Genomic DNA, 26,233 nt, shown 5'->3' on the forward strand with positions numbered 1-26,233 from the left:
TACAAGCTGATCCGGCTGCATGGTCTGTTTAGTGGATTGGCTCCATTACCCAGATGGTGGAAGACGTCGCCTCTCTCGTCGCTCGACGTTCTGTGCAATTCGTCCAGGCCGAGTGTAGAGAGTCTCTAAAATCGATGTAGTAAATTCCTGGAGGTCGAGCGCCCCTTCTTCACCGATAGTTTCGGAAGCATGTGCGGCGTCGTTGCCGTCCTGATGAACACAAGAGGCCAGATCGGCTAAATCGCTCGGGAGTATTTTTCGCTCGAAAAGCCAATCCAAACGAAGCCTGAGGTCCTTCGCCACCTTCCATGAAAGATAATTTGGGTCTGACTTGTCAACCGATTGGGGCTCAACCGGGATCAGCTCGCGTGTGGCAGCATCAAGCACCTTGCGCGACATCGCACCACTGGCGTCGAAAGCTCCAATGGCGTAACACAAACTCGCCTCTTCAAAAATCGTTCGAATATTGTCAGGTACGAACTCTGGGCAAGTAGCGGTGTTACGTAAGACTGGTTTTGACACTACCAATTCGAATACGGAATTGATAATTTCACCAGCAAAGTCGGATGAAAGTGGCGACTTGTTGCCGCGAACGTTATGCAGCTCGAATATGGTTGGCTGGTAACAGGCTCGGCATCTGCCGAACGTGAAATACCTATCGGCAGTTCTGGGCACAATCGATGCGGACAGGGCGTCGAATGTGACTGCCTTAGTTGTACAGCGAGGGCAGTCGGTAACGAACATCGGATCTGCGTTTCCGGCCATTCAATCCTGCTCCGCTACTGGTCGCGCATTCTGTATGAAGGCACCGAGGATCCTGCGCATTGCCTCTGGCCTCGTTGGTCTCGGATCCTGTTGCAATATCCATGCGTCCAGTGCGGCCAATTGCTCCGGATGAAAGCGCACCGTCACAGGCGTTCCGATGCCTGTAGCAGGCCGTCCAATCTTTTTGACGTCAGAAACCTTTGACATAGCCCGTTCTTGATGTCAGAAAGGGCGAGCCGAAGCAAGGCTTAGGACCCTCGCTCCGGCTCTGACCAATCGCAGGAGCGTCTTCCATGCAACAGGCTACCCGCGCTCATAGCGCCACGAGCATGCTCGCGTCACCCGGAACCGATCGGGTAAATTCCACTAACATTCCCAGCCGCCGGGGCGTCCTGAGCTTCGCCGTAGGCGCGGGTGCTCTGGCCGTATCCGCGACTGCGGCATCCGCTGCTGCGATCACCCAGAACTCGCGGTCGTGGGATCGCTGCTTGGCCGACTATCGTGCTGCTCTGCAACGATCGGATGCCTTCAACCAATCGACCTATAAACCAGCCTGGGAGCGGATGGTCAGGCTCGCTGGTGAGCAGCCCCCTCTATCTTTCACGCACACCGCCCGCAGCGGCCACGTCGCGACGTTGCACATGACGCTGGCCGATATGGATGAATACGCCGTCAATCCTGCTTACCGCCACCTCGCTGCTCCACTGCGCGATGCTTGGCGGGCATGGAAGAAGAGAGACGACCAGGCACAGCACGTAGTTGGCTGGCCGGCGATCGAACATCGTCAGGACGTTCTGGATGCAGAGGAGTATCGCACCCAGGCGCTCCTAATTGCGGAATCCGCACCAGATCACGAAGCGCTGGCCATCAAGCTGAAGATCGCCCTGACGCGGGTCGCTGGCGAATTGCAGGATGACGATCGCGATGCGCTCGCTGCTGATCTGGAAAGGCTGGGCGTGTGACGCTTCTCCCCGATGATGACCTCACCGAGCTGACCCGGTTCGGATCAGGTGCTGATTGTGAGCGGCTTCGCGGCCGTAAAGCTGATCGACAGGCACGAAAGCGATCTGTTGACGTCACCCATAAACAAACGCATAAGGTCCAAATGCAATCGCAAGAGGACCATCGGCTCATGTGGCAGATTCCCGACAACGTTCCGCTCTTCACCATGGCCACGGTAGCCAAGGCCGCTGAAGTTGCGCCTGCGACCATAAGGGCCTGGTTCCAGCGAGAGCATGTTCGGCTGAACGAGGGCGACGCAAAGGCGCATATCAATGGAGCGCCGAACAAGTTCACGCTTCGGAGTGTGCTGATGCTGACCGTCACAGCGGAATTGGTCCGGCAGGGTAGCTCCCCCAGTGCCGCGTCGGTGGCAGCAGAGCATTGGATGCTTCACGGCGTCCTGGAGGGACAGTTCGGTGCGCCTGCTCGTCGCGAAGGCGGCGGCCTCTTCCCTTCGCCGTTCACGACATATCTGATCACCGGCTCGGATGCAGCCGTAGCAGCGACCCCGGATCGGCCGTGTCAGATCGTGGGCATCGATCGGAATGACCCGCGAGCATATTCGGCGCTGTTCGGCGCGATGTTCTTCCGCGGGCGGCCCAGCGCGAAGATCGTCCTGCTGAACCTGATCGACCGGAGAGTGCGTCAGGTCTGTCAGGAGTCGATCCTGGGCGATGCAGGACAACCCGAACCCGACTGGGACGACGTCGCCGAAAAGATGCTGGCAGCCGACGAATAGCGTGAGACGTTGACACGCTTTCGCCTTTCTCTAAAACCGTGTTGCTCCACCGAGGTTTGAATGGCTCGCCGCAATCATGTCCTGGAACGTTACACACCTGCCGAGGCCGAGATGGTGACCGGCGTCAACGTCGCCCTTCAGCGGGACTGGCGCCGTCGCGGCCTTCTGCCTGAGACCGGCGGGTCCCATGCCCGCTACACGGCGTCTGAACTCGCGGAGATGCTGCTGATGCAGGACTTCGCGAGCGAGGGGCTTGGCCCGAAGATCATGAAGGACCTCCTGGGATCGGCCGCGGAACCCCTGCGGAAGTGGGTCGAGGCACTCGGCTGGACCAAGGGCGTGATTGAGCTCAACGACGCGATCCCGCGCAACCAGCTCCCCGAGCGTTACGTCCTGAACGTCGCTGGCCGCACACTGTCTGTCGGAGACCTCAACGAAGCGTTCGATCGCCTCGCTGCCGACACCGATCGGCGTTATGCCTTCGTATGCGATCTGCGTCGCGTCGCAGAGGCCGTGGTCAACAAGATCCCCCGGCCGGTCTGGCGCCGCGAGCCGCCGGCCGCTGCGAAGGCGGTGGCGTGATGGCCAAGCGCGCGGCCCTCTTCACCAAGGCCGACGTGAAGCGGCTCATCAGCGGCGCCCTCGCATCTGGCCTCGAGGTCGGTGAGATTCGTGTTCTTCGGGACGGCAGCATCGTGTTGCATCCGACCTCGTCGCGTCCCGCGATCCTGGATGACGATATCGACGAGAAGCTGGAGGCGTTCGCTCGGAAATGACCGGCAAGCTGCTCTACGTGACGCCCTTCTTCGATCGCCACGGCAAGCGCCGGTGGCGCTTCCGTCGGAAGGGCTATCCCCATCACTCATTCAAATCGCCGCACGGTACGAAGGCCTTCGAGCGCGAATATGCAGCCTGCCTCAATGCCGATCCGGAACCTGTAGTCCTGCGCGCGACGATCACCGGCAGCGTCGGAGACGTCATCGCGCGCTACTACAGCGACAATGCGTTCCTGGATCTGAAGCCCGCGACTCAGAAGGTATATCGTGGCGTCCTGGAGCGGTTCCGGGCTGATTTCGCCGACGTCCCCATCAAGGCGTTCGACGCTGATCGAATCCAGCGTCTGATGACCGCCATGCGGCACAAGCCGCATGCCGCAGCGCGCCTCCGCAAGCTGCTCGCGCAGCTGCTGCGGGTGGCCCGCCGCGGGAAGCTGGTCAGCGCGGGCTTCGATCCGATCAGCGACACGCGCGCACCGAAGACGTGGGGTGGCGGCTATCATCGCTGGACGGAGGAAGAGCTGACCGCGTTTGAGAACCGATATCCCCTCGGGACGAAACCTCGTCTCGCCTTCGATCTGCTGCTCTACGGGGCGCAGCGTAGTGGCGACGTTCGGTTCATGACCGATGCCGACATCGCCGGTGGTCGCATTCGACTCGATCAGAGCAAAACCAACAACGCAGTCGACATTCCCGTCGTCCCACCACTGCAAGCCTCGCTGGAAGCTGGACCGCTGGGCACCGCTACGTTGGTCGAGACACGGGACGGAAAGCCGTTCACCGAGAAGGGCTTCTACGGCATGTTGAAGAAGGCCTGCCGCGCTGCGGGCGTTCCGCACTGCTCGCCTCACGGCCTTCGCAAGGCCGCCGCCAGGCGCTGCCGGGAGGCCGGTTGTACTGACGAGGAGGGGATGGCGATCACCGGCCACAAGACGGTGAAGGAGTACCGTCACTACGCAGGATCGGACGCTCGTCCGGAGGTTGCCGATGCCGCTATGAGAAAAGTGATGGCTAACCGTTCTGATCGGTTAGCCAGCGGATCGGCGCAACCCATTGAAAAGGCTGCGGAATGACCGCTAAAACTGGATGCCCGACAAGGATTCGAACCTTGATTGACGGAGTCAGAGTCCGCTCTCTTACCATTAGAGGATCGGGCAATCGCAGGCGGCGCGTTTAGGGCGGGGGTGGAGGGCTGTCAACGGCTATCGCGCCTCGACTTGTCGCAAGGCCTTTGCCGCGCTACCTAGGGGGCAAGCACCGAGCGGGTATCGTCCCGCGACGGCAGTATAAAATAGAAAGTCACCACGGCTATGGGGGATCGATCCGCCCGAATGCCGTACCGGCAGGACACCCCTGCCCGTCCGGCGCCGAGCCGGCCGCCCCGCGGCCGCTGGTCCGATGCGCAGGCCTTCGCCGCGCTGGATCTCGGCACCAACAATTGCCGCCTGCTCATCGCGCGCCCGCAGGGCGACGGGTTCGCGGTGGTCGACGCCTTCTCGCGTATCGTCCGCCTCGGCGAGGGACTCGCCGCGACCGGGCGGCTCAGCGATACCGCGATCGAGCGGACGATCGCCGCGCTGCGCGTCTGCGCCGACAAATTGAAGCGCCGCAACGTCACGCTGGCGCGTTCGGTAGCGACCGAGGCGTGCCGTCGCGCTGCCAATGGTACCGACTTCATCGCGCGGGCCTATGCGGAGACCGGCATCCACCTCGACATCATCTCGGCCGAGGAAGAGGCGCGGCTCGCGGTGCTCGGCTGCCATGCGCTGATCGAGCCGGGCGACGACCCGGCGCTGATCTTCGACATCGGCGGCGGCTCGACCGAACTCGTGCTGATTGACACCAAGCCGGGCGAGATGCCGCGCGTGCTCGACTGGCATTCGGCGCCATGGGGCGTGGTGTCGCTCACCGAACATGCCGGCGGCGGCGACGGCGAGCCGGGCCGCCTTGCCGCTTACGTGCGGATGCGCGAGATCGTCGCGGACAGCGTGGCCGATTTCGCCCGCCGCCTGCCGCGCGACGTCGCGCGGCCGCGGCTGCTCGGCACCAGCGGCACGGTGACGACGCTCGGCAGCGTCCACCTCGGCCTCAGCCATTATGATCGCGCGCAGGTCGACGGGCTGATCGTGCCGGCGGAGGCGATGCGGCGGATCAGCACCGACCTGTCGCGCAAATCGGTGCGCGAACGCGCGCAGCTCGCCTGTATCGGGTCGGAACGCGCGGATCTCGTCGTCGCCGGCTGCGCGATCCTCGAGACGATCCTCGATCTCTGGCCGGCCGAACGGCTCGGCATCGCCGATCGCGGCATCCGCGAAGGCATTTTGCGACGTTTGATGGGAAGCCCCAGACCATGACGAGGATCAGGCGATGAGCCGGGATGGCGGCGGCCTGCGCACACGGGTCAAGACGGCGCGCGGCCGCACCGCGCAATCGACGCGCTGGCTCGAACGCCAGCTCAACGACCCCTATGTCAAACGGGCCAAGGCGGAAGGCTATCGCAGCCGCGCTGCCTACAAGCTGATCGAGCTCGACGAACGGTTCGGCATCATCCGCGGGTCGAAGCGGGTCGTCGACCTCGGCATCGCGCCGGGCGGCTGGAGCCAGGTGATCCGCCGGCGGCTGCCCAAGGCGGCGGTGGTCGGCATCGACCTGCTGCCCGTCGACCCGATCGACGGCGTGACGATCTTCGAGATGGACTTCATGGACGATGCCGCGCCGGGCAGACTGATCGAAGCGCTCGGCGGCGCACCCGATCTGGTGCTGTCGGACATGGCGGCCAACACCGTCGGTCATCCGCAGACCGACGCGCTGCGCACGATGGCGCTGGTCGAGACCGCGCTCGCCTTCGCGGTCGAGGTGCTGGAGAAGGGCGGGACCTTCGTCTCGAAGGTCTTCGCCGGCGGCGCCGACCAGCAATTGGTAGCCGAGATGAAGCGCAACTTCGCCACCGTGAAGCACGCCAAGCCGCCGTCGAGCCGCAAGGGCTCGGTCGAGTGGTTCGTCGTCGCGCAGGGGTTCAAGGGCAGGGATCGGCCAGCGGACCAGCCTCGCTGATCCGCGTCGCGGGCCGATCCCCGGCCAGCGTCGCAGCACGCGACGACTGACGGCGCGGCTTTGCCGCGGCGGGATCGGGACGCCACGCCGCGTCCGCACCTCACGCCGCTTCCTCTGTCGTCATTCCCGCGCGGGCGAGGTTTCAGACGCGCACGTTCCGGCCCGAGCCGGAGCGTGTAAAATCCCCGCCTGCGCGAGACCTCTGCGGAACGTCCTTCGTCATGACGGACCTGTTCCGGCATCCACTGCCCCGCAAGAGCTTAAGCCTTTGATTTTGCTGCACTGTGGACCACGGACCAAGTCCGGGGTGACCGCGCCTTTTGGGCGGGGCCGAGGCTTTCGCGGAGGCTCCGCCTGCGCGGGGATGACAATGGGGTGAGGCAGCCACCCTCTCTTCAGAGAACCAACCACAACCGCGCCCAAACGCAAACGACGCGGCAAGGCCGCGTCGTCCGTCATATTATGCCGGCAATCGGGTCGTGACGCGGGTCAGACAAGCCAATCCGCCGACCGATTGATCAGCCGTCGTAGTCGGCGCCGAGATTCTGGTTGCGCGGCGGCGCAGCGGCGGTCAGGCGCAGCGCTTCGGCGGAGGCCGTGAGAGAGCCGACCGCATCGACCTCGTCATCGTCGTCGATCTGGACGCGCTGCAGGCTGTTGACCACCGCCTCTTCGAGCGAATCGGGGCGGACCAGCTCGTCGGCGATCTCGCGCAGCGCGACGACCGGATTCTTGTCGCGATCGCGGTCGAGCAGCAGCTCGGCGCCGCCCGAAATCTGCCGCGCGCGCTGCGCCGCGAACAGCACGAGGTCGAAGCGGTTGGGGATCTTGTCGACGCAATCCTCGACAGTGACGCGCGCCATGGACGCTTTCCTTCGCAAATACCGATGCAGTGAAGGGAGACGACTAGGCCGCCGCGCGTGCCAAGTCAAGAAATGCGCTCGCCCGCGCTTGTGCGACGCCCGCGAGCCGGCCACAGACGGGTGATGGCCGATCCCGCTCCCCAGCCGACGTTCACCGTCGACGGCAACCGGCTGACGCTGCTCGACACCGGCCCGCGCCGGCTCGACGCGCTGCTCGCGCTGATCGACGGCGCCCGGCACGACCTGCGCATTCTCTACTACATCTATGCCGACGACGCGACCGGACGGCGCGTCAATGCCGCACTGGTCGCCGCGGCGGAGCGCGGCGTCGCCACCGCGCTGATCGTCGACGGCTTCGGCAGCGAAGGGCATGACGCCTTCTATGCGCCGCTGCGCGCGGCGGGGATCTCCGTGTGCCGCTTCTCGCCGCGCTTCGGGCGACGCTACCTGCTGCGCAACCATCAGAAGCTCGCGCTCGCCGACGCAGGCACCGCGGCGCAGCGGATCATCGTCGGCGGCTTCAACGTCGAGGACGATTATTTCGGCACCCCCGCCGACGCGGCATGGCGCGACCTCGGCCTGCTCGTCGAGGGGCCGGCGGCGGGGCGGCTCGCCGGCTATTTCGACGCACTGCACGACTGGACCCGGCAGCCCAAGGGCAAGATCCGCCGGCTCAACGCCGCCCTGTCGCGCTGGAGCGAGACGCGCGGGGCGACGCGCTGGCTGATCGGCGGGCCGACGCGGCGGCTGTCGCCCTGGGCGCGGGCGGTGCGCGACGACCTGCGCCGCGGCAAGCGGATCGACATCATCGCCGCCTATTTCACCCCCTCGCCCACCATCCTGCGCCGGCTCGACAAGGCGGGGCGGCGCAAGGCGAAGGTGCGCATCGTCACCGCCGCCAAGTCGGACAACAATGCGACGATCGCCGCCGCACGCTTCACCTATGCCGGCCTGCTGCGCCGGGGCGTGCAAGTGTTCGAATATCAGCCGACCAAGCTGCACACCAAATTATACGTGATCGACGATGCGGTGCACGTCGGCTCGGCCAATTTCGACATGCGCAGCCTGTTCATCAACATGGAGCTGATGTTCCGGGTCGAGGATCGCGCCTTTGCCGATCACGTCCGCGGCTATGTCGACGGCGAGATCGCCCGGTCGCAACCGATCACGCCAAGCTGGTATCGCGCGCATACCGGGCCGATCCAGCGCATCCGCCAGTTCTTCGCCTATCTGCTGATCGCGGTGGTCGATCCCGGCCTGTCGCGCGGGCTCAACTTCGGGATCGACGACTGAGCGCGAACCTCAGCGTCCCAGCGCGTTGACGTCGGCGCGGGCGGATTCGGGGATCAGCGCCTCGAGCACCGACCAATAGCCGGCCACCGCCTCCTGCCCCGCGCAGGAATAGGCCGACGCCATCCGCTCGCGCTGCTCTTCGTACAGCGCGAGTTCGAGCGCCGCGCCGCTGTCGGTGAGGCGGAGCAGGCGGTGGCGGCGATCGAGGTCGCCGTGCCGCATCTGGACGAGATCGCGGTCGACCAGATCCTTCATCACCCGCCCGAGCGATTGCTTGGTGACGCCGAGCAGGTTGAGCAGCTCGCCGACGGTGATGTCGGGCTTGCGGCCGATGAAGTACATGGCGCGATGGTGCGCACGCCCCAGGCCGATCTCCGCCAGCTTCTCGTCGGCGCTGCGGACGAAGCGCGACTGGGCGAAGATCATCAATTCCATGCCCCGCCGAATCGCGGCATCATGCAGAAACAGCGCAGACGAGAGCTTGGGTGCGTCCATAACGGACGGGCTATCTTAACCTGCGATGAAAGGAAAGCCGATTCGTACCCGCCAGCGATGTTAAATATCGATTTTACTGGTAGATTTGGATCATTCCTTCCAAGCCCAGTAGAGCTGGGCCGGCGGCACGTTCCACCATTCCATATCGTGGTCGATCGCATCGAAATGCGGGGTGAGGTAATCCTTCACCTTCGGCGAGAATTGATAGACCAGAAACGCGCCGCCGGTGCGGATGACGCGGTGCGTCGCCGCGGCGATCGCCGGGCCGACGCCGGCGGGCAGCGTCGAAAAGGGCAGGCCCGACAGGACATAATCGGCATGGTCATGACCGTGGTCGCGAACGATCTGCTCGACGTCCGCTGCCGAACCCTCAACCGCGACGAAGCGCGAATCGGTGATGGTGTGATCGAGGTAGCGGATGAAATCGGCGTTGGTGTCGATCGCGATCAGCGTCGCATCCGGCGCCATCCGTTCGAGGATCGGCCGGCAGAAGGTGCCGACGCCGGGGCCGTATTCGACGAACAGCTTGCACGCGCTCCAGTCGACCCGGCTCAGCATCTTGCGGATCAGACGGTCCGACGACGGGATGATCGAACCCACCATCACCGGATGTTTGAGAAACCCCTGGAAGAACATCGAGACCGGACTCGGCACGCCGGCAGGACGGGAATTGCGCCGTGCGGCGGTGGTCGGACTGGGCATCATAATCCTGTCGTGTTCGTGATCGGCCCGCGTTCGACCCGCGGGTGACACCCCGTGCCACGTTTCCCGAACGCGTTTCAAGACACAGGGTTGCGTTTGCGCGACGCTTCACCGCAGCCGGCGCGCTTGTCCGGCGTCCCCGCCGGCCTAGAATGGACCGCGCCGAGGACGTCGGAGGAGCAGCGATGACGAAGCGGGACGCGGGCACGATGGTGGTGATCTTCGTATCGCAGCGCACCGGCGCCGATCCGGCCGGCTATGACGCCGCGGCAGCGCGGATGGACGCGCTCGCCGCCGCGCAACCCGGCTATCGCGGCGTCGACAGCGTGCGCGACGTGGCCGGGCTCGGCATTACGGTGAGCTATTGGGCGGACGCGGTGACCGCCGCGGCGTGGCGCGACCATCCGGAGCATGTCGCGATCCGCGAGCAGGGCCGGGCCTTGTGGTACGACTGGTACACGGTCACCGTGAGCGAGACGACGCGCGCGTACCGCTGGACGCGCGGTTGAGCCGACGGGCGGCCGTCATGACGATTTCGGCGCAGCAATGCTGCCGTGGGCATGGCTAAGGTATTGTCAGGCCAGCGCGGATGACGTCCGCGCAACGGCCGGCGCGGCGCTTGGGAAGAGCGGCGCTTCGACATGCTGAGCGCGAACGGGGGTGGGGGTGGCCGCTTTCCTCCCCCCTGCCCCTGACTTCTTCCGTTAGTCCTGACTCCTCGTTGGCCCTGAGTTCGACGAAGGGCGGGGTTCTGCGAGCGAGCACCCGCCCGTAGACAGGTGCCCTTCCCACTCACTCCGCCCGCGCAAGCAGAGGCGCAAGGCGATCAATGGTCCGCCTTGCCGCCGCGGCTCTGCAACTGGCCGGGCGAGATGAAGCCGATCGGCTGGATCGCCGCGGCGTCCTGCTTCAGCCGGGCGGCGATCTGTTCGTAATCCTTCTCCATCTCGGGCGTGACGCTGGCGCGCGATTCGGTCAGCGCCTCGTCGAAGTCGGCCATCGTCACCGCGGTCGACTGCAACGAGCGGCGCAGGGCGACGAGGCCGGCGCGGCGCACCACGTCTTCCAGATCCGCGCCGGTGAAGCGGTCGGTCCGCCGCGCCACCGCGTCGAGGTCGACATCGTCGGCGAGCGGCATCTTCTGCGTCTGGATCGCGAGGATGCGCCGCCGCCCGTCGCTGTCAGGCACGCCGACATAGACGAGTTCGTCGAACCGCCCTGGCCGCAGCAGCGCCGGATCGATAAGATTGGGCCGGTTCGTCGCGCCGATCACCACCACCGATTGCAGCTCCTCCAGCCCGTCCATCTCGGCGAGGATGGTGTTGACGACACGCTCGGTCACCTGCGGCTCGCCCGCGCCGGACCCGCGTGCCGGCACCAGGCTGTCGAGCTCGTCGATGAAGATCACGCAAGGCGCGACCTGGCGCGCACGCTGGAACAGCCGGGTGATCTGCTGCTCGCTCTCACCATACCATTTACTCAGCAGGTCGGAGGATTTGGTGGCGATGAAATTCGCCTCCGCCTCGCGCGCCACCGCCTTGGCGAGCAAGGTCTTGCCGGTGCCCGGCGGACCGTAGAGCAGGAAGCCCTTGGCCGGACGGATGCCGAGCCGGCGGAAGGCGTCGGGATCCTTGAGCGGCAGCTCCACCCCCTCCTTGAGCCGGACCTGCGCGGCATCGAGCCCGCCGACATCGTCCCAGCGGACGCGCGGCGCCTCGACCATCACCTCGCGCATCGCCGACGGCTGGACGCGCTTCAACGCGCCGAGGAAATCCTCGCGCGTCACCGACAGGGTATCGAGCACCTCCGGCGGCACCGTCCGTTCCTCGAGGTTGAGCCGCGGCATGATCCGCCGCACCGCCTCGATCGCCGCCTCGCGGGTCAGCGCGGCGAGATCGGCGCCGACGAAACCGTAGGTGGTCCGCGCCAGCTCGGCGAGGTCGACCTTGTCGCCGAGCGGCATGCCGCGGGTGTGGATGCCGAGGATCTCGCGCCGGCCGCGCTCGTCGGGCACGCCGACGACGATCTCGCGATCGAACCGGCCCGGCCGGCGCAGCGCCTCGTCGATCGCCTCGGGCCGGTTGGTCGCGGCGATGACGACCAGATTGGCGCGTGATTCGAGCCCGTCCATCAGCGTCAGCAATTGCGCGACGACGCGCTTCTCCGCCTCACCCTGGACGTTGCCGCGCTTGGGCGCGATCGAATCGATCTCGTCGATGAAGACGATCGACGGCGCCGACTTGGCCGCCTCCTCGAAGATCTCGCGCAGCCGCCCTTCGGACTCGCCATAGGCCGAGCCCATGATCTCGGGGCCGTTGATCAGGAAGAAGCTCGCATCGGATTCGTTGGCGACGGCGCGCGCCAGCCGCGTCTTGCCGGTGCCCGGCGGGCCGTAGAGCAGCAGCCCCTTGGGCGGCTCGACGCCGAGCCGTTCGAACAATTCGGGATAGCGCAGCGGCAGCTCGACCATCTCGCGCAGCTGGTCGATCGTCGTCGCCATGCCGCCGATATCGTCATAGGTGACGTCGGCGCGGCGCTGCGTCGGCTCCTCATATTCGGGGCGCAGCTCGATCTCGGTATTCTCGTCGATATGGACGATGCCCTTGGGGCTCGCCGCGACCACCGCGAGGCGGATCTCCTGCAAGGCATAAGCGGGGGCGTTCATGAACTGCTGGATGCCCGGCGGCATGTTGCCGACGCGCTGATGCCCCGCGGTCGCGACGACATCGCCCTGGCAGAGCGGCCGACCGAAGAAGGTCCGCTTGAGCGCCTGCGGCTGGCCCTGCAGCCGCAGATTCTGCTGCGCCGGCGCGAAGACGACGCGCGTCGCGGGCTTCGATTCGACCTTGCGCACCTCGACGAAGTCGCCCGCGCCGACGCCGGCATTGGCGCGTTGCAGACCGTCGATGCGCAGCACCTCGATCCCCTCGTCCTCGCTATACGGCCCCACCGCCCGCGCCGGCGTCGACTGTTTGCCGACGATCTCGATCACGTCGCCTTCGCCGACACCGAGCGCCGCCATCAGGCTGCGCGGCAGATGCGCCAGACCACGGCCCGAATCTTCGGGACGGCTGTTCGCCACCTGGATCTTGCGGGTGGGGGTATCGCTATCGGCCATGCAGCTGGAATCCTCGAAACGGCGTCGAGGGTGGGAGATAGGAGCGAGGGAGCGGACGCGCTACCGGCGGCAAAGCCAAAAAAAGGGCCAGCCCCGAAGGGCCGGCCCGTGAAAGTTTTTAGGAGAGGATGCCTGAAAGGCCCGTCCCTTTTGTCCGCCGACACTTTATGTTGCAACTGCGAAAAGAGACGGTACGATTGCAGAAGTTGCACTCGTTGGCGTAAGGCGCGTCGGCGAGGCAGGGAGAGGATCGTCATGCGCAGACTGCCGCCGCTCGGCGCGATCGAGGCTTTCGTTCAGGTCGCGCGGCTCGGCTCGGTCAAGGCCGCCGCGACCGAACTCGCCTTGTCGGCGCCGGCACTGAGCCGCCGCGTCCAGTCGCTCGAACGCTTCATCGACCGGCCGCTGTTCGAGCGCCGCCACCAGGCGATGGTGCTCAACGCCGATGGCGAGCGACTGCTCGGCCAGATCGCGCCGGTGCTCGACAGCCTGTCGGACGCGGTCGAGGGGATGACCGGGACGATCGAGGTATTGCGGCTGCGGCTCGGCATCCTGCCGCTGTTCGCCTCGCAGCGGCTGTTCCCGCGGCTGGGCGAGCTGCGCGCGGCGCATCCCGAACTGCACCTCGACATCGATACCGCCGGCCACGGCATCGCCCGGCTCGGCGAAGGGCTCGATGCGGTGATCGCCCTGTCGCGCGAGATCGATCCGACGCTCTACGCCAAGCGGCTCGATCGCAACTCGGTCTATGTGATCGGCGCGCGCACCCTGCTCGACGGCCCCGATCCGGTCAGGCGGCCCGAGCAGCTTGCCGGGCTGACCGCGCTGATCCATCGCGAGATGCCCGACAATTTCACCGCCTGGCGCGATGCGGCGAAGATCGATCCGGGCATCGAGCCGCTGGCGATCGACTATTTCGATTCGGGCGCGCTGATGCTGGAGGCGGCGGCGCAGGGCCTCGGCGTCGCCTTCATGCACGAGAGCCATTTCCAGGAAGCCCGCGACCCGCGGCTGGTGCGCCTGTTCGATATCGTCGTCGAAAGCCCGTACAGCTATTGGTTCGTCTGCCGCCCGCGAGCGCTGCACCAGCGCCCGGTGCGCATGTTCCACGACTGGCTGATCAAGACGCTGGGCGAGGTGTGATCCTCCCCGGCACGGGGAGGTGGCAGCGCGCCGGCGCTGACGGAGGGGGAGCTTCCACGAACGCCTCGCTTGCGGAAGCCCCCCTCCACCACGGCCTGCGGCCGCGGTCCCCCTCCCCGGTGCTAGGGAGGAGTGATTACGCCGCCCGTGCCTTGACGATCTTGCCCGGCTCGCGCGGCGGCTCGCCCTTGGGCAGCGCGTCGATCAGCTCCATGCCGTCGGTCACTTCGCCCCAGACGGTGTACTGGTTGTCGAGGAAGCGCGCGTCGTCGAAGACGATGAAGAACTGGCTGTTCGCCGAATTGGGATCGCTGGTCCGCGCCATCGAGCAGATGCCGCGCACGTGCGGCTCCTTGTTGAACTCCTGCTTCAGGTTCGGCTTGGTCGAACCGCCGGTGCCGTCGCCACGGCCGCCGTCGCCGCCCTGCGCCATGAAGCCGGGAATGACGCGGTGGAACGGCACGCCGTCATAAAAGCCCTCATTGGCCAGTTCCGCGATCCGCGCGACGTGGTTCGGCGCCAGATCGGGCCGCAGCTTGATCGTAACGTCGCCGTCGGCCAGCGTCAGCGTCAGTGTAGTGTAGGTATCGGCCATGGTTCTTCCTCTTATGGTTGACACGCAGGTAGTATCGCTGACGCCCGGAGGCAAATCCGCAAGGGTGGCCAATACGGTCGCGGCGCGATAGAGCGCAGGCGAACAACGCCGGGCGGAGGCTGCGATGAGCGAGATCGAACTTCCCGAGCCGCCGGTCGTCGAGCAGGACGAACTCGACGAGGACGATCGCCTCCGTCCCGAATTCGTCGACGCGGTGCTGGAAGCGGTCGCCGACGGCGACGACGAGGCGGCGCGTGTGCTGGTCGAACCGCTCCACCCCGCCGACATCGCCGACCTGTTCGAGCTGACCCCGCACGAGGATCGCGGGCCGCTCGCCAAGGCGCTGAAAGACCTGCTCGACGCCGACGTCTTCGCGGAGATGAACGATTACGTCCGCGAGGACCTGATCGACGCGCTGACGCCGACCCAGGTCGCCGACCTCGCCTCCGAGCTCGATACCGACGATGCGGTCGCGATCATCGAGGACATGGACGAGGCCGAGCAGCGCGCGGTGCTGCGCGCGCTCGACCCCGACGATCGCGCCGCGATCGAGGAAGCGCTCTCCTATCCCGAGGAATCCGCCGGCCGGCTGATGCAGCGCGAGCTGATCGCGGTGCCCGATCACTGGACGGTCGGCGACGCGATCGAATTCCTGCGCGGCCATGACGAACTCACCACCGATTTCTGGGAGATTTTCGTCGTCGATGCGGGGCATCACCCGGTCGGCACCTGCCAATTGTCGTGGATCCTGCGCACGCCGGGCAGCATCGCCATCGCCGACGTGATGAAGCGCGAACAGACGCTGATCCCGGTCGACATGGATCAGGAAGAGGTGGCGCTGCGCTTCCAGAAATATGCGCTGATCTCCGCCGCGGTGGTCGATGCCTCCAACCGGCTGGTCGGCATGATCACCGTCGACGACATCGTCCATATCATCCAAGCGGAAGCGAGCGAGGATACGCTGCTGCTGTCGGGCGCAGGCGACGGCGACATCAACGAACCGCTCCGCCTGACCGTGCGCACGCGGCTGATGTGGCTGGTCGTCAATCTCGGCACGGCGATGATCGCTTCGTCGGTGGTGGGGCTGTTCCAGAGCACGATCGCCGCCTTTGCGACGCTGGCGGTGCTGATGCCGATCGTCTCCGGCATGGGCGGCAATGCCGGCACGCAGACGCTCGCCGTCGTCGTCCGCGCGATCGCCACCAACCAGCTCACCGATTCGAACACGCGCTGGATGGTGTTGCGCGAATTGCGCATCGCGGCCGCCAACGGCCTCGCGCTCGGCGTGCTGATCGGGCTTGGCACCTTCATCATCTTCGGGCGCACCGATCTCGCGCTGGTCATCGCCGCGGCGATGTTCACCAACAACATCACCGCCGGCCTCGGCGGCGTGCTGGTGCCGGTGACGCTCGACCGGATGAACGTCGATCCCGCGGTGTCCTCGGCGGTGTTCGTGACGACGCTGACCGATACGATGGGCTTCTTCTCGTTCCTCGGCCTTGCCACCTTGTGGGGACTGCACGCTTGACCCACATCGCAAGGCCATGTTGCACCTGACGAAAGTGGCCTTCGGCGCGACCAGCGTCGAACATCTCGCCGAGCGGTTGACGCTGCGCGCCGCCGATGGGCCGGTGTTCCTCACCACCCGCTACCTGCCCAAGCGGCACGAGGAGGTCGCCGGGGTTGGATCGCTGTTCTGGATCCTCAAGCACCAGCTCGTCGCCCGTTCCGCGATCACCGGCTTCGGCGAGGCGGAGGGCGGCCGCGTCGCGATCCATATCGATCCCGCCCTGGTGCTGGTGCAGACCCGCCCCAAGCGCGCGCATCAGGGCTGGCGCTATCTCGAGGCGGCGGATGCGCCGCTCGACCTCGGCGGCGAGACGGACGGGCTGGCGGCGATGCCGCCGGCGCTGATCGGCCGGCTGGCGGAACTCGCGCTGATCTGAGCCGGGTCGCCTATTCCCCCGTGCCGCACGTCACCGGCGCGCCGGCGCTGGCGACGACGCGGCATTTCGGCCGCCCGGCGACGCTCACCGTCCCCAGACCGTTGCTCGCGACCAAAGCGGTGTAGCCCGCCTGCGCGCGTACCGTGCCCGGTCCGTCGAGATGGACAGTGAGGTCGTTGGTCGCCAACGCCGCGGCCTCGATCGTCCCCGTCCCGCTCGCCACCAGCCGCGCATCGGTGGCGCGTCCGGCGAGCGTGATCTTGCCGTCGCCGGCGAGCTGCACGCCGAGCTGGTCCGCCTCCACCGCGGCGACCGCGAGCGTCGCCGTCCCCGCCGCGGACAGGTCGACACGGGCACCCTTGAGCTGCGCGATCGTCACCACGCTGCCGCCGATCACGGTTAGGGCGGCGAGGCGCGGCGTGGTCAGGCGGATGCGCAGCGGCGCCGTCGCCGCCTGCCGCTGTTCGCCCCAGCGTGTCGCATTGGTCTGGCGGATGGTCAGCGTCGTGCCGTCGGCGTGGAGGTCGACGGCGCCGATCGCCGCGCGGTCACCCTCCACCGTCGCGGCGGGGGCACCGGTGGCGATCGTCACCGCAAAGCTGCCGTTGATCCGCACACGCTCGAAGCTGCCGAGCGCAACGTCGCGCTGCTCGGCGGCAGCGGTGGTGGGAAGCAGGGCGAGCGCGGCGAGCAGGCGGATCATCGGCCGGAGACTCGCATCCGCCGCGCCTCGGGGCAAGTCAGCCGCCGCAGCGGACCGAACCGGTGCCGTGATTGCTGACGGTGCAGCGCGCGCTCGCGCCGAGATCGACATCGCCGGTGCCGCTGATCGCGACCTGTGCCGGTCCGTCGACCGCGGCGCGCACGTCGCCCATACCGGCGACAGAGACATCGGCGCGTGCGACGCGCAGCCCCGCGGCGTCGACGCTGCCGGTCCCCGCCACCGCGACGTGCAGCATCTTGACCGCACCGCCGGCGCGTACGTCACCCGTGCCGGTGATCGACAGATCCGCCGTGTCGACGGTGAGCGCGGCGATGTTGAGGTCGCCCGATCCGCTTACCTCAGCCTTGAAGCCGGCGCCGGTGATCCGGTCGACCGCCACCGTCGCGGTGCCGGTGACGCGCGCTTCGGCGAGGCGCGGCAGCGTCACGAACACCTTCACCGCGCGGTGGCGGCCCCAGCCGATGCCGCGCTTGCGTCCGATCGTCAGCGTCCCGTCGCTTTCGGCGATGCGCAGCGTATCGAGCTCGTCCGCCGGCCCCTCGGCGCGCACCGAAAAGCCATTGCCGAGCCGCACGTCGACGTCGTCGCTGCCGGTGACGTCGATCCGCGAGAAGCCCTGGGCCGGATAGGTCCGGCTCGGCCCGCTGCCCTTGGCGGCGAGCGCGGCGCCATCGTCATATCCCATCGAGCAACCGACCAGCATCATCGCTGCCATCGCCATCGATATGTTGCGCATCGCCCGTCCCTCCTTGTGTATTGCATCAATAATACACTATCAGCGGATAGGCAAGCGCCGGTGCGAGCCGCCCCATCGTCATGCGACCGTCTCGCCTAAAAAAAGGGCGGCCCCGCAGGACCGCCCCCTCGTCATCAGCGAAGTTACCAGCGGTTACGCCGGCACCTTCTCCTTGTTGTAGATCGCCGCGGCGGCGCGGAGGATGTCGAGGATCTTCTCCTGCGCCTTGGGCTCGTCGATCTCTTCCATCGCGGCGAGTTCGCGGGCGAGACGGCTGCACGCCGCTTCGAAGATCTGCCGCTCCGAATAGCTCTGCTCGGGCTGGTCGTCGGCACGGAACAGGTCGCGGACCACTTCGGCGATCGACGCGAGGTCGCCCGAATTGATCTTCGCCTCATATTCCTGAGCGCGGCGCGACCACATCGTGCGCTTGACCTTGGGCTTGCCCTTCAGGGTCTCCATCGCCTCGCGCATCGTCTTGTCGGACGACAATTTGCGCATGCCGACCGATTCGGCCTTGTTGGTGGGGACGCGCAGCGTCATCCGCTCTTTCTCGAAGCGCAGCACGTACAGTTCGAGACTGCACCCGGCGATCTCCTGCTTTTGCAGCTCGATCACACGGCCGACGCCATGCTTCGGATAAACAACGTAATCACCGACATCGAAGGACAATGCCTTGGCAGCCATGAACGGGCCTTTCTGGATCACATCCGTCGCCGGGATCATCCGGGGCGGGGACCGCCGGGCCGGATCGCGAGGATGGTTGGTACGAGTGTCTCCTGACGGGCAGGACTCATCATGCCCGTCGTGGACACTTTTAACACAGTCGCAACAAAATTACCAGCGCCGTTAAGCCAGTCGCGCTGACTTACCGCCAAGACCGCCGACGTGATTCGCCCGCTCAGTCGCCCGCGCCGGGCTCCGGCGAGAAGAATTGCTCGTATTTGTTCTCGACCCCCTTCATCGCATCCGCGTCGGGCGGCGTCTGGTCGAGCTTGCGCGTGACGTTGGGCCATTGCGCCGAGAAGGTGGTGTTGAGCTCCAGCCATTGTTCCAGCCCGCTCTCGGTATCGGGCAGGATCGCCTCGGCCGGGCATTCGGGCTCGCACACGCCGCAGTCGATGCACTCGCTGGGGTTGATGACGAGCATGTTCTCGCCTTCATAGAAGCAGTCGACCGGACATACCTCGACGCAGTCCATATACTTGCAGCGGATGCAGGCATCGGTGACGACGTAGGTCATTCTGGTTCCTTGCGGCCCTGCGGCCACGATGATGCGGCGAGGGAAAGACGGGTGATGAACGCGAGGCTGCTATGCCGCGTTCCCGCCGACGTCAATCGATGCCGTTCGCCGTCGATACGTTTGCTACCAGCTCCTGATAGCATCCCTGTGCCTCCGGTGCCGGTCCGCGCCGGGTCGGCAGCGCCTCGACGCGGAGTACGCGCACCCGGTCGTGCAACGCGAAGGTGAGGATATTGCCGACGCGCACCGGGGCGGCGCTGCGTTCGATCCGCCGTCCGTCGATGCGCAACCGGCCGTCGCAGGCGAGCGCCTGCGCGATGCTGCGCGTCTTGGCGAGACGCACGAACCACAGGAACATGTCGATCCGCATCGTGTCAGCCATGGCCGCTCCACGCCGCCAGCGCGGCGAAGGCGCCGGTCGGCGACGGTGCGGGTCGTTCGGCACGCCGCGGCGGCCGGCGGCCGCGCCACACCCAGGCGGGCGGCGCATCCTCGTGCGCGGGGACGGTGCGGAAGCCGAGTTCGGCCATCAGCCGCTCGAATGTCGCCGGCGCGATCCCCATCGAGGTGGCGAGCGCAGGATCGGGCGCGAACGGCTTGCGCCCCTGCCGCGCGTCATGCGCGCTGCGCGCGATCCGCTCGACGAGGTCAACACGCACTGCCTGCGCGGCGAGCGGGCGGAAGCCGGTGGCGAGCTGCGCGCCGAGGCCGCCGCGCGGCAACACCGTCGCCCCCTCGCGCGGCAGCACGGCACCCCGGCCGCGCACGCCGAGCAGCGTCTGCCGCCAGCGCGCCGCCGCCGGCTTGAGCAGCCGCGGATCGAACAGGTCAAGCGTGCCGATGGTGATGCCGATGCGGCGCAACCGCTTGCGCTCGTCCGCGGTCAGCGCGTCGACCGGTTCGTAGATCGCCAGCCGCGGCACCAGCCCGCCCGCCGCCTCCAGCTCGCCGGCGACGACGCGCAGCGACGGCGTCGCCTGCGGGTCGCGCGCCGCCTCGGCCAGCGCGACCAGCGCCGGGACATGGCGGTCGAGCATCGCCGCGAGCCAGCGCGCGAGCCGCGCCGCCACCGCCTCGCGCAGCGGCTTGGCGAGGCAGTCGAGATCCCGGTCGAGCCGCAGCTGCGGTCGCGCCAGCGACGGCCCCGGCAGCAGCTGCGCGACGCGATGGCCGTTCCACAGCAACGCATCGCCCTCGATCCCCAAGGCCGCATCCTCCGCGGCGACCAGCGCCTCGCCACGCCGCCGCCGCTCGCCGCTGAGGTGGCGCTCCGCCGCGGCGAGCAGCAGCCGGCGGTCGGTCGCGCGCGCCTGCGGGTCGACGGTGAAGCGGAAGCCGTCGAGCCGGCCGATCGCATGATCCTCGACCAGCACCTCGCCCTCGGCGCCGATCACCACCGGCAGCAGCGAGGCGTCCGCGCCGATCTGGCGGATCAGCGCGGTGGTGCGCTTGTCGACGAAGCGCTGCGTCAGGCTGGCGTGGAGCCCGTCGGACAGCCGCTCCTCGATCGCCTGCGTCCGTTCCGCCCCCGCGGCGGGATCGGCGAGCCAGTCGGCGCGCTGCGCGATATAGGCCCAGCTGCGGATCGCCGCGATCCGCCCGGCGATCGTCTCGACATCGCCGGCGATCGTATCGAGCCGCGTCACCTCGTCGGCGAACCACTGGTTGGGGACGACGCCGCGGCCTTCGCTGAGATAGCCGAACACGCGGCTGACGAAGCGGGTGTGCGGATCGAGCCCGAGCTTGCGGAAATCGGGCAGGCCGCACGCCGCCCACAGCCGCTTGACCATCGCCGGCGACCGCGCGCGCTCGCGCACCCACGGTTCGTCGGCAAGCCGCTTGAGCACCGCGAGATCGGTCGATTGCGGCGCGGCGAGCAGCACGCCGGGCTCGGGCCGCCGTTCGAGGCTGGCGATCAGCGCATCGATGCTGGCGTAATCGGGCTCGCCGTTGCGCCAGTAGAGCTGCTCGATGCGCGGGAAGCGATGTTCCTCGATCGCGAACACCTCTTCGGGGAGGAAGGCACCCGGCCCTTCCTCGGTGACCCCGCCGAAGGTGCCGTCGCGCTGGTGCCGCCCGGCGCGCCCGGCGATCTGCGCCATCTCGGCGACGGTCAGCCGGCGGCTGCGGCGACCGTCGAACTTGCTGAGCCCGGCGAAGGCGACGTGCGCGACGTCCATGTTGAGGCCCATGCCGATCGCATCGGTGGCGACGAGATAATCGACCTCGCCCGCCTGGAACATCGCCACCTGCGCGTTGCGCGTGCGCGGCGAGAGCGCCCCCATCACCACCGCCGCGCCGCCGCGCAGCCGGCGCAGCATTTCGGCGACGGCATAGACTTCCTCGGCGCTGAACGCGACGATCGCCGAGCGTTTGGGCAGGCGGCTGATCTTCTTGGCGCCCGCATAGCTGAGCTTGGAGAAGCGCGGACGGACGATGATCTCGGCATCCGGCACCAGCGTGCGGATCATCGGCCGCAGCGCTTCCGAGCCGAGGATCATCGTCTCCTCGCGTCCGCGCCGGCGCAGCAGCCGGTCGGTGAAGACATGGCCGCGCTCGGCATCGGTGCCGAGCTGCGCCTCGTCGAGCGCGACGAAGGCGGCGTCGTGTTCCGGCATCGATTCGACGGTGCACAGGTGCCAGCGCGCGTTGGGTGGGACGATCTTCTCCTCGCCGGTGACCAGCGCGACGCTGTCCGCGCCCTTCAGCTTGACGACGCGGTCGTAGACCTCGCGCGCGAGCAGCCGCAGCGGGAAGCCCATGATCCCGCTCGAATGCGCGCACATCCGTTCGACGGCGAGATGGGTCTTGCCCGTGTTGGTCGGTCCGAGGACCGCGGTGACCGCCGCTTTCATAAGGGTAACATCGTGCCTCCCGACCGATCGCGCAATGAGGCAAAACGACCGCAGCGACCAAGCCGCCGCCCGCCCCCGGACCGCCGCGCCCGCACCACCGTCCGTCGCAGCCGCCGCCGGTTAATTTGACTTTCAACAATGCGCCTTACAGGCAGCGACGACGCGCCGGGGGGTGATCGGCGACACCGTAGCTGAGATGAGGCGCGCTTCGTGTTTCTGCGCAACGACCAGGGTTTCGAATCCGCCGGGGGCACCGCCGCCCGGCCGTTCGGCCGTGCGCTCGCGGTGCCGCGGCGAATCGGGACGATCGAGCGGCTGCGGCGGCTCGACTGGGCACCCGATCTCGGCGCCGACATCGGCAGCCGCGACTGGTGGCGCGGCCTCGCCACGCTCGGCACGCTGCTCGGCACGGTATGGCTGCTCGCCCCCGGCCTCGCGCCGTTGCCGGGCGCGGTCGCGCCGCCGCTCGACGGCGTCGCCTATGAGGAAGCGCGGACGCAGGCGATCGCCCCGCTCGCCTGGGGTGGCGACACCGGGCGGCGGATGGCGGCGAACGATCTGGTCGCGCCGCTCGCCGAGGCGCCCGAACGCCCGCGGATCGAACTCAGCGCGACGCTCGGCGAGGGCGACGATCTCGACCATGTGCTGATGCGCGCCGGCGTCGGCCGCAAGGACGCGCAGGCGGCGGCGGGTCTCGTCGCGCAGGCGGTGACGCTCGGCGATATCCAGCCGGGCACCCGCCTCGCGCTGACGCTCGGCCCGCGCCCGACCAAGACGGTGGCGCGGCCACTCGAAAAGCTCAGCCTGCGTGCCCGCTTCGACCTCGCGCTCAGCCTCGACCGCACCGCCGCCGGGCTGGCGATGACGCGCCAGCCGATCGCCATCGACACCACGCCGCTGCGCATCCAGGGCCTCGTCGGGTCGAGCCTCTACCGGTCGGCACGGGCCGCGGGCGCACCGGCGCGGATCGTCGAAAGCTATATCAAGGCGCTGGCGACACGCCTGTCGATCGGCCGCGACGTCAGCGCCGCCGACGGGTTCGACCTCATCATCGAACAGCAGCGTGCCGCGACCGGCGAAGTCCAGCTCGGCGATCTGCTGTTCGCCGGCATCGATCAGGACCGGCGCAAGCTGGAACTGGTCCGCTGGGACGACGACGGCCGGCCGGGCTGGTTCGACCTGCGCGGCCAGGGCGAGCGGCGCGGCGGCAGCATGGGCATGCCGGTGGCGGGCCGGATCACCTCCTCCTTCGGCTTCCGCATGCATCCGCTGCTCGGCTATCTCAAGATGCACAAGGGGCTCGACATCGGCGCGCCTTATGGTTCGCCGATCTTCGCCGCGCTCGACGGCGTCGTGCAGGGCGCGGGGCGCGCCGGCGGCTACGGCAATTTCGTCAAGCTGGTCCATGGCGGCGGCCTGGCGAGCGGTTACGGCCATATGAGCCGGATCGCGGTGACGCGCGGCCAGCACGTCCGTCAGGGTCAGGTGATCGGCTATGTCGGCTCGACCGGCCTGTCGACCGGCCCGCATCTCCATTGGGAAGTGTGGCGCAACGGCCAGACGATCAACCCGCGCTCGATCGCCGTCACCCAGGTCGACGCGCTGTCTGGCAGCGCGCTCAGCCGCTTCAAGACACGCGCGGCGAGCCTGCTCGCCGTCCGGCCCGGCCGCACCGGCTAGCCGCGGGCGGCGCGCTTACCGCCCCTGCGCGCGCCAGCGCAGCACGGTGCGCTGGATGATCGCCTCCTCGCCGCCGACATCGCGCCACAGCGTCGAGAACAGGGGATCGCCCGAGGCCGGCCGCTTGCCCTCTTCGAGCGCGTCGAAGCTGACCCGGATCGGCACCGCGACGCCCTCGCCGCAGATGATGCATTCACGGTTGCGCAGCGCGGGGATCGAATCGAGGAACCCGCGCGCGCCCTCCGGCATCGCGGCGCGCACGAACGCCTGGTCGCGCTCGTTGTTGAGCCGCATCGCGATGATCGTGCCGCATTGCGACAGCACGCCCTCTTCGAGGTCGGACGGCCGCTGCGTGATCAGGCCGAGGCTGACGCCATATTTGCGCCCTTCCTTGGCGATCCGGCTGAGGATCCGCCCGACCGAGGCCCCCCGCCCCTCGCCGCGCGCATCGCTGGGGATGTAGCGGTGCGCCTCCTCGCAGACGAGCAGGATCGGCCGCTTGGGCTCGTTGCGCGACCAGATCGCGAAGTCGAACGTCATCCGGCTGAGCACCGCCACCACCACTGAGGTGATCTCGGACGGCACGCCCGACACGTCGATGATCGAGATCGGCTTGCCGTCGCCCGGCATGCGGAAGACGCGGGCGAGGAAGTCGCCCATCGTATCCGCGACGAGCATGCCGGAGAACATGAAGCTGTAGCGCGGATCGGCCTTGATCTCGTCGATCTTCGCCTTGAGCCGCAGATAGGGCGAGGTATCGCCGGCGCGGTCCATCTTGCCCATCTCGGCCGCGAGGATCGCGGTCAGGTCGCTGAGCAGATAGGGGATCGGCGCATCGACGGTGAGCTTGGCGATCTCCTGCCCCAGCCGGTTCTTGGCGCGCGCCATCAGCAGGCATTTGGCGAGGATGTCGCGATCGACCGAGCGGTCGCCGCCGGTGCCGGTGACGAAGACCTCGCAATGTTCCTCGAGGTTCATCAGCCAATAGGGCATCGCCAGATTGTTGACGTCGTAGATCGCGCCATTGCCGCGGAACGCCGCGGCATATTCGCCGTGCGGATCGATCATCACGACATGGCCCTGCGGCGCGAGCTCGCAGATGCGGTGGAGGATCAGCGCCGCCGCGGTCGACTTGCCGGTGCCGGTCGAGCCGACCAGCGCGAAATGCTTGCCGAGCATCGCGTCGACGTAGAGCGACGCATGGACCGACCGCGTCGGATAGACGGTGCCGACGCGGATATGCGGCTGGTCCGCCGCCGAATAGATCTGTTCGAGGTCGCGGGTGGTGATCGCGAACACCTCGCAGCCGGGGATCGGATAGCGGGTGACGCCGCGGCGGAAGCTGTAGAGCTTGCCGGTCAGCCGCTCCTCGTCGCCCTCGCCGAGGAAATCGATATCGGCGGCGACCCAGTCGTTGCCGGTGCCTTCGAGCACCAGGCTGCGGATATTGGCGATCAGCCACGCGCCGCCGACGCGCATCTTGATTTGGCCGCCGACCTGGCCCGCGGTGGCGACGACCGGATCGGCATCCTGCGCGATCAGTTCGAGCGCGTTGCGGTCGAACAGCACGCGGCTGCCGCCGCCGGCGACCGCGAGCACGCAGCCGATCGGCATCGGCATGCCCCCCGCCGCCACCGGCGCGGCGGCGGCTAGAGGTGTCGCGCCGGCGAAAACGCCCGGCCCCGGCATGTCGGTCATCACGGCTGCTTCCTGCTTATTACCGGCGGATGCTAGCCGATGGCCGTTAAGATACCGTCATCAGCGACTTAGAACCGCCGTGCGATCCACCCCGCGGCGAGGCCCAGCCCGACCGACAGCGCCACTGCGGCGAGGCCGTAGAGGATCGCCTGCCGCTCCGCCGCGCGTGCGACGAAGCGTTCGAAGCCCGATTTGCGGATGTCGATCTCGCGCACCGCGGCGGCGAGCACGCGGCCGTCACGGATCAGGAAGGTCTCGGCGGTGAACCGCCCGACCGGCACGCGCGCGGGGATGGTCAGCCGCGCCCGGTACAGCACGCCGGCGCTGATCTCGACCGCATGCGGCGCCTCGAGATACAGGCCGGCGCGGCGCTTGAGGTCGACGAGGCCGCGCTGGAATCCCTGTTCGACGCCGGTCGCGGTGTTCGACCCCGGCGACAATTGCAGGCTGTCGAGCCCCAGTTCGTAGATCGCGCGGGTGCGCGCGTCGACGATCCGCCCGATCGGCCGCGACGAGGCGAGCGCGTAGAAGCTCGGCACCGAACTATAGCGCTGATGCTCGGCATTGACCCAGATGCCGGCGACCTTCTTCTTCTCGCGCACCAGCACCGGCTGCGTCGGCCCCTTGACGACGACGACGATATCGGTCGGCGCCTCGCCCTGCGGCAGCCGCCCGCCGGGATAGAGGATCGCGCCGAACAGCAGCAGTTCGGCGCCGGTGAAGCTGTAGGCGATCTCGATATCGCGCTGCGACACGTCGGGGACGAGCACCGGCTTGGGCGCCTGTGCCATCAGCAGCGGCGCGAG

General features: G+C 67.6%; 27 protein-coding genes and 1 tRNA gene. 13 read left to right on the plus strand and 15 right to left on the minus strand.

Translation table 11 applies throughout. The features are described 5' to 3' along the window. Positions 1-45: 45 nt before the first annotated feature. Entirely contained in the window at positions 46-744 is a 699-nt protein-coding gene (locus tag PBN85_RS16390) for a DUF4145 domain-containing protein (RefSeq protein WP_271299657.1), read from the minus strand. 509 nt (positions 745-1,253) lie between these two features. On the opposite strand from PBN85_RS16390, the gene PBN85_RS16395 reads away from it, so the two are divergent. The 5 genes from PBN85_RS16395 to PBN85_RS16415 are packed head-to-tail and all read left to right on the plus strand — an operon-like array spanning position 1,254 to position 4,355. Beyond that, positions 1,254-1,727, plus strand: a complete 474-nt coding sequence (locus PBN85_RS16395) for a hypothetical protein (protein WP_271299658.1) — start codon at positions 1,254-1,256, stop codon at positions 1,725-1,727. Then, positions 1,724-2,506, plus strand: a complete 783-nt coding sequence (locus tag PBN85_RS16400) for a hypothetical protein (protein ID WP_271299659.1) — start codon at positions 1,724-1,726, stop codon at positions 2,504-2,506. The genes PBN85_RS16395 and PBN85_RS16400 overlap by 4 nt, the downstream gene beginning before the upstream one ends. 60 nt (positions 2,507-2,566) lie before the next feature. Then, entirely contained in the window at positions 2,567-3,088 is a 522-nt protein-coding gene (locus PBN85_RS16405; RefSeq protein WP_271299660.1) for a MerR family transcriptional regulator, read from the plus strand. Beyond that, positions 3,088-3,282, plus strand: coding sequence for a hypothetical protein (locus PBN85_RS16410; protein ID WP_271299661.1), 195 nt, complete (start codon positions 3,088-3,090; stop codon positions 3,280-3,282). Before PBN85_RS16405 ends, PBN85_RS16410 begins: the two co-directional genes overlap by 1 nt. Continuing rightward, complete coding sequence (locus PBN85_RS16415; RefSeq protein ID WP_271299662.1) at positions 3,279-4,355, plus strand: tyrosine-type recombinase/integrase; 1,077 nt, start codon at positions 3,279-3,281, stop codon at positions 4,353-4,355. Before PBN85_RS16410 ends, PBN85_RS16415 begins: the two co-directional genes overlap by 4 nt. A gap of 10 nt (positions 4,356-4,365) precedes the next feature. Here the strand turns inward: PBN85_RS16415 and PBN85_RS16420 are convergent. After that, positions 4,366-4,439: transfer RNA gene (locus tag PBN85_RS16420), tRNA-Gln, on the minus strand. 174 nt (positions 4,440-4,613) lie between these two features. Here PBN85_RS16420 and PBN85_RS16425 point away from each other — a divergent pair. Next, complete coding sequence (locus PBN85_RS16425) at positions 4,614-5,636, plus strand: Ppx/GppA phosphatase family protein (RefSeq protein ID WP_037535188.1); 1,023 nt, start codon at positions 4,614-4,616, stop codon at positions 5,634-5,636. Positions 5,637-5,649: 13 nt separating this feature from the next. Beyond that, positions 5,650-6,336 carry an RlmE family RNA methyltransferase gene (locus PBN85_RS16430; protein WP_037535189.1) on the plus strand — a complete coding sequence of 229 codons (687 nt, stop codon included), beginning with the start codon at positions 5,650-5,652 and terminating at the stop codon, positions 6,334-6,336. A gap of 518 nt (positions 6,337-6,854) precedes the next feature. Here the strand turns inward: PBN85_RS16430 and rpoZ are convergent. Continuing rightward, positions 6,855-7,199, minus strand: coding sequence for a DNA-directed RNA polymerase subunit omega (gene rpoZ, locus PBN85_RS16435; RefSeq protein ID WP_271299663.1), 345 nt, complete (start codon positions 7,197-7,199; stop codon positions 6,855-6,857). Positions 7,200-7,322: 123 nt separating this feature from the next. Here rpoZ and PBN85_RS16440 point away from each other — a divergent pair, with 123 nt between their 5' ends. After that, positions 7,323-8,492, plus strand: a complete 1,170-nt coding sequence (locus PBN85_RS16440; protein WP_271299664.1) for a phospholipase D-like domain-containing protein — start codon at positions 7,323-7,325, stop codon at positions 8,490-8,492. Between the two features lie 9 nt (positions 8,493-8,501). Here the strand turns inward: PBN85_RS16440 and PBN85_RS16445 are convergent, their stop codons facing one another. Both PBN85_RS16445 and PBN85_RS16450 read right to left on the minus strand, forming a co-directional pair. After that, positions 8,502-8,987, minus strand: coding sequence for a MarR family winged helix-turn-helix transcriptional regulator (locus PBN85_RS16445; RefSeq protein WP_037535192.1), 486 nt, complete (start codon positions 8,985-8,987; stop codon positions 8,502-8,504). Positions 8,988-9,077: 90 nt separating this feature from the next. Next, the gene (locus PBN85_RS16450; RefSeq protein ID WP_037535324.1) at positions 9,078-9,689 is read right to left on the minus strand and encodes a class I SAM-dependent methyltransferase; all 612 of its coding nucleotides are present in this window, start codon (positions 9,687-9,689) and stop codon (positions 9,078-9,080) included. A 185-nt stretch (positions 9,690-9,874) separates the two neighbouring features. Between PBN85_RS16450 and PBN85_RS16455 the strand changes: the two genes are divergently transcribed. Next, positions 9,875-10,198 carry an antibiotic biosynthesis monooxygenase family protein gene (locus PBN85_RS16455; protein ID WP_271299665.1) on the plus strand — a complete coding sequence of 108 codons (324 nt, stop codon included), beginning with the start codon at positions 9,875-9,877 and terminating at the stop codon, positions 10,196-10,198. A gap of 317 nt (positions 10,199-10,515) precedes the next feature. On the opposite strand, the gene PBN85_RS16460 is transcribed toward PBN85_RS16455, so the two are convergent. Continuing rightward, a complete protein-coding gene (locus tag PBN85_RS16460; RefSeq protein ID WP_271299666.1) occupies positions 10,516-12,807 on the minus strand; it encodes a CDC48 family AAA ATPase in 2,292 nt (763 codons plus the stop codon). A 255-nt stretch (positions 12,808-13,062) separates the two neighbouring features. On the opposite strand from PBN85_RS16460, the gene PBN85_RS16465 reads away from it, so the two are divergent. Continuing rightward, on the plus strand, positions 13,063-13,950 hold the full coding sequence (locus PBN85_RS16465) for a LysR substrate-binding domain-containing protein (protein WP_037535194.1): 888 nt from the start codon (positions 13,063-13,065) through the stop codon (positions 13,948-13,950). Positions 13,951-14,086: 136 nt separating this feature from the next. Here PBN85_RS16465 and PBN85_RS16470 read toward each other — a convergent pair whose 3' ends face one another. Continuing rightward, the gene (locus tag PBN85_RS16470) at positions 14,087-14,545 is read right to left on the minus strand and encodes a peptidylprolyl isomerase (protein WP_037535195.1); all 459 of its coding nucleotides are present in this window, start codon (positions 14,543-14,545) and stop codon (positions 14,087-14,089) included. A gap of 124 nt (positions 14,546-14,669) precedes the next feature. Between PBN85_RS16470 and mgtE the strand changes: the two genes are divergently transcribed. Continuing rightward, positions 14,670-16,073 carry a magnesium transporter gene (gene mgtE, locus PBN85_RS16475; RefSeq protein WP_037535196.1) on the plus strand — a complete coding sequence of 468 codons (1,404 nt, stop codon included), beginning with the start codon at positions 14,670-14,672 and terminating at the stop codon, positions 16,071-16,073. 16 nt (positions 16,074-16,089) lie between these two features. Then, the gene (locus tag PBN85_RS16480) at positions 16,090-16,491 is read left to right on the plus strand and encodes a DUF1489 family protein (protein WP_037535197.1); all 402 of its coding nucleotides are present in this window, start codon (positions 16,090-16,092) and stop codon (positions 16,489-16,491) included. 10 nt (positions 16,492-16,501) lie between these two features. On the opposite strand, the gene PBN85_RS16485 is transcribed toward PBN85_RS16480, so the two are convergent. The 6 genes from PBN85_RS16485 to PBN85_RS16510 form a co-directional block, all read right to left on the minus strand. Beyond that, the gene (locus tag PBN85_RS16485; protein WP_271299667.1) at positions 16,502-17,194 is read right to left on the minus strand and encodes a GIN domain-containing protein; all 693 of its coding nucleotides are present in this window, start codon (positions 17,192-17,194) and stop codon (positions 16,502-16,504) included. A gap of 37 nt (positions 17,195-17,231) precedes the next feature. Further along, complete coding sequence (locus PBN85_RS16490; RefSeq protein ID WP_037535199.1) at positions 17,232-17,951, minus strand: head GIN domain-containing protein; 720 nt, start codon at positions 17,949-17,951, stop codon at positions 17,232-17,234. Between the two features lie 153 nt (positions 17,952-18,104). Continuing rightward, positions 18,105-18,638, minus strand: coding sequence for a CarD family transcriptional regulator (locus PBN85_RS16495; RefSeq protein ID WP_037535326.1), 534 nt, complete (start codon positions 18,636-18,638; stop codon positions 18,105-18,107). A 214-nt stretch (positions 18,639-18,852) separates the two neighbouring features. Further along, positions 18,853-19,194, minus strand: a complete 342-nt coding sequence (gene fdxA, locus PBN85_RS16500; RefSeq protein WP_038664097.1) for a ferredoxin FdxA — start codon at positions 19,192-19,194, stop codon at positions 18,853-18,855. A gap of 91 nt (positions 19,195-19,285) precedes the next feature. Beyond that, positions 19,286-19,576 (minus strand): RNA-binding S4 domain-containing protein, encoded by a 291-nt coding sequence (locus PBN85_RS16505; protein WP_037535201.1) that lies wholly within the window; start codon positions 19,574-19,576, stop codon positions 19,286-19,288. Continuing rightward, on the minus strand, positions 19,569-22,049 hold the full coding sequence (locus tag PBN85_RS16510) for a helicase-related protein (protein WP_271299668.1): 2,481 nt from the start codon (positions 22,047-22,049) through the stop codon (positions 19,569-19,571). Before PBN85_RS16510 ends, PBN85_RS16505 begins: the two co-directional genes overlap by 8 nt. Positions 22,050-22,259: 210 nt before the next feature. Between PBN85_RS16510 and PBN85_RS16515 the strand changes: the two genes are divergently transcribed. Beyond that, positions 22,260-23,729, plus strand: a complete 1,470-nt coding sequence (locus tag PBN85_RS16515) for a M23 family metallopeptidase (protein ID WP_271299669.1) — start codon at positions 22,260-22,262, stop codon at positions 23,727-23,729. A 15-nt stretch (positions 23,730-23,744) separates the two neighbouring features. On the opposite strand, the gene PBN85_RS16520 is transcribed toward PBN85_RS16515, so the two are convergent. Then, positions 23,745-25,427, minus strand: coding sequence for an ATP-binding protein (locus tag PBN85_RS16520; protein WP_037535204.1), 1,683 nt, complete (start codon positions 25,425-25,427; stop codon positions 23,745-23,747). 68 nt (positions 25,428-25,495) lie between these two features. Continuing rightward, positions 25,496-26,218, minus strand: coding sequence for a TIGR02186 family protein (locus tag PBN85_RS16525; protein WP_051583523.1), 723 nt, complete (start codon positions 26,216-26,218; stop codon positions 25,496-25,498). Positions 26,219-26,233 lie beyond the last annotated feature (15 nt).

The sequence above is a fragment of the Sphingomonas sp. CV7422 genome (assembly GCF_027945725.1).
Lineage (GTDB): Bacteria > Pseudomonadota > Alphaproteobacteria > Sphingomonadales > Sphingomonadaceae > Sphingomonas > Sphingomonas kyungheensis.

Coding starts and splice junctions, on each gene's coding strand:
- PBN85_RS16390 (WP_271299657.1), bottom strand. CDS start 744: ATGTTCGTTACCGACTGCCCTCGCTGTACAACTAAGGCAGTCACATTC.
- PBN85_RS16405 (WP_271299660.1), top strand. CDS start 2,567: ATGGCTCGCCGCAATCATGTCCTGGAACGTTACACACCTGCCGAGGCC.
- PBN85_RS16410 (WP_271299661.1), top strand. CDS start 3,088: ATGGCCAAGCGCGCGGCCCTCTTCACCAAGGCCGACGTGAAGCGGCTC.
- PBN85_RS16415 (WP_271299662.1), top strand. CDS start 3,279: ATGACCGGCAAGCTGCTCTACGTGACGCCCTTCTTCGATCGCCACGGC.
- PBN85_RS16425 (WP_037535188.1), top strand. CDS start 4,614: ATGCCGTACCGGCAGGACACCCCTGCCCGTCCGGCGCCGAGCCGGCCG.
- PBN85_RS16430 (WP_037535189.1), top strand. CDS start 5,650: ATGAGCCGGGATGGCGGCGGCCTGCGCACACGGGTCAAGACGGCGCGC.
- rpoZ (WP_271299663.1), bottom strand. CDS start 7,199: ATGGCGCGCGTCACTGTCGAGGATTGCGTCGACAAGATCCCCAACCGC.
- PBN85_RS16440 (WP_271299664.1), top strand. CDS start 7,323: ATGGCCGATCCCGCTCCCCAGCCGACGTTCACCGTCGACGGCAACCGG.
- PBN85_RS16445 (WP_037535192.1), bottom strand. CDS start 8,987: ATGGACGCACCCAAGCTCTCGTCTGCGCTGTTTCTGCATGATGCCGCG.
- PBN85_RS16450 (WP_037535324.1), bottom strand. CDS start 9,689: ATGCCCAGTCCGACCACCGCCGCACGGCGCAATTCCCGTCCTGCCGGC.
- PBN85_RS16455 (WP_271299665.1), top strand. CDS start 9,875: ATGACGAAGCGGGACGCGGGCACGATGGTGGTGATCTTCGTATCGCAG.
- PBN85_RS16460 (WP_271299666.1), bottom strand. CDS start 12,807: ATGGCCGATAGCGATACCCCCACCCGCAAGATCCAGGTGGCGAACAGC.
- PBN85_RS16465 (WP_037535194.1), top strand. CDS start 13,063: ATGCGCAGACTGCCGCCGCTCGGCGCGATCGAGGCTTTCGTTCAGGTC.
- PBN85_RS16470 (WP_037535195.1), bottom strand. CDS start 14,545: ATGGCCGATACCTACACTACACTGACGCTGACGCTGGCCGACGGCGAC.
- mgtE (WP_037535196.1), top strand. CDS start 14,670: ATGAGCGAGATCGAACTTCCCGAGCCGCCGGTCGTCGAGCAGGACGAA.
- PBN85_RS16480 (WP_037535197.1), top strand. CDS start 16,090: ATGTTGCACCTGACGAAAGTGGCCTTCGGCGCGACCAGCGTCGAACAT.
- PBN85_RS16485 (WP_271299667.1), bottom strand. CDS start 17,194: ATGATCCGCCTGCTCGCCGCGCTCGCCCTGCTTCCCACCACCGCTGCC.
- PBN85_RS16490 (WP_037535199.1), bottom strand. CDS start 17,951: ATGCGCAACATATCGATGGCGATGGCAGCGATGATGCTGGTCGGTTGC.
- PBN85_RS16495 (WP_037535326.1), bottom strand. CDS start 18,638: ATGGCTGCCAAGGCATTGTCCTTCGATGTCGGTGATTACGTTGTTTAT.
- fdxA (WP_038664097.1), bottom strand. CDS start 19,194: ATGACCTACGTCGTCACCGATGCCTGCATCCGCTGCAAGTATATGGAC.
- PBN85_RS16505 (WP_037535201.1), bottom strand. CDS start 19,576: ATGGCTGACACGATGCGGATCGACATGTTCCTGTGGTTCGTGCGTCTC.
- PBN85_RS16510 (WP_271299668.1), bottom strand. CDS start 22,049: ATGAAAGCGGCGGTCACCGCGGTCCTCGGACCGACCAACACGGGCAAG.
- PBN85_RS16520 (WP_037535204.1), bottom strand. CDS start 25,427: ATGACCGACATGCCGGGGCCGGGCGTTTTCGCCGGCGCGACACCTCTA.
- PBN85_RS16525 (WP_051583523.1), bottom strand. CDS start 26,218: ATGGCACAGGCGCCCAAGCCGGTGCTCGTCCCCGACGTGTCGCAGCGC.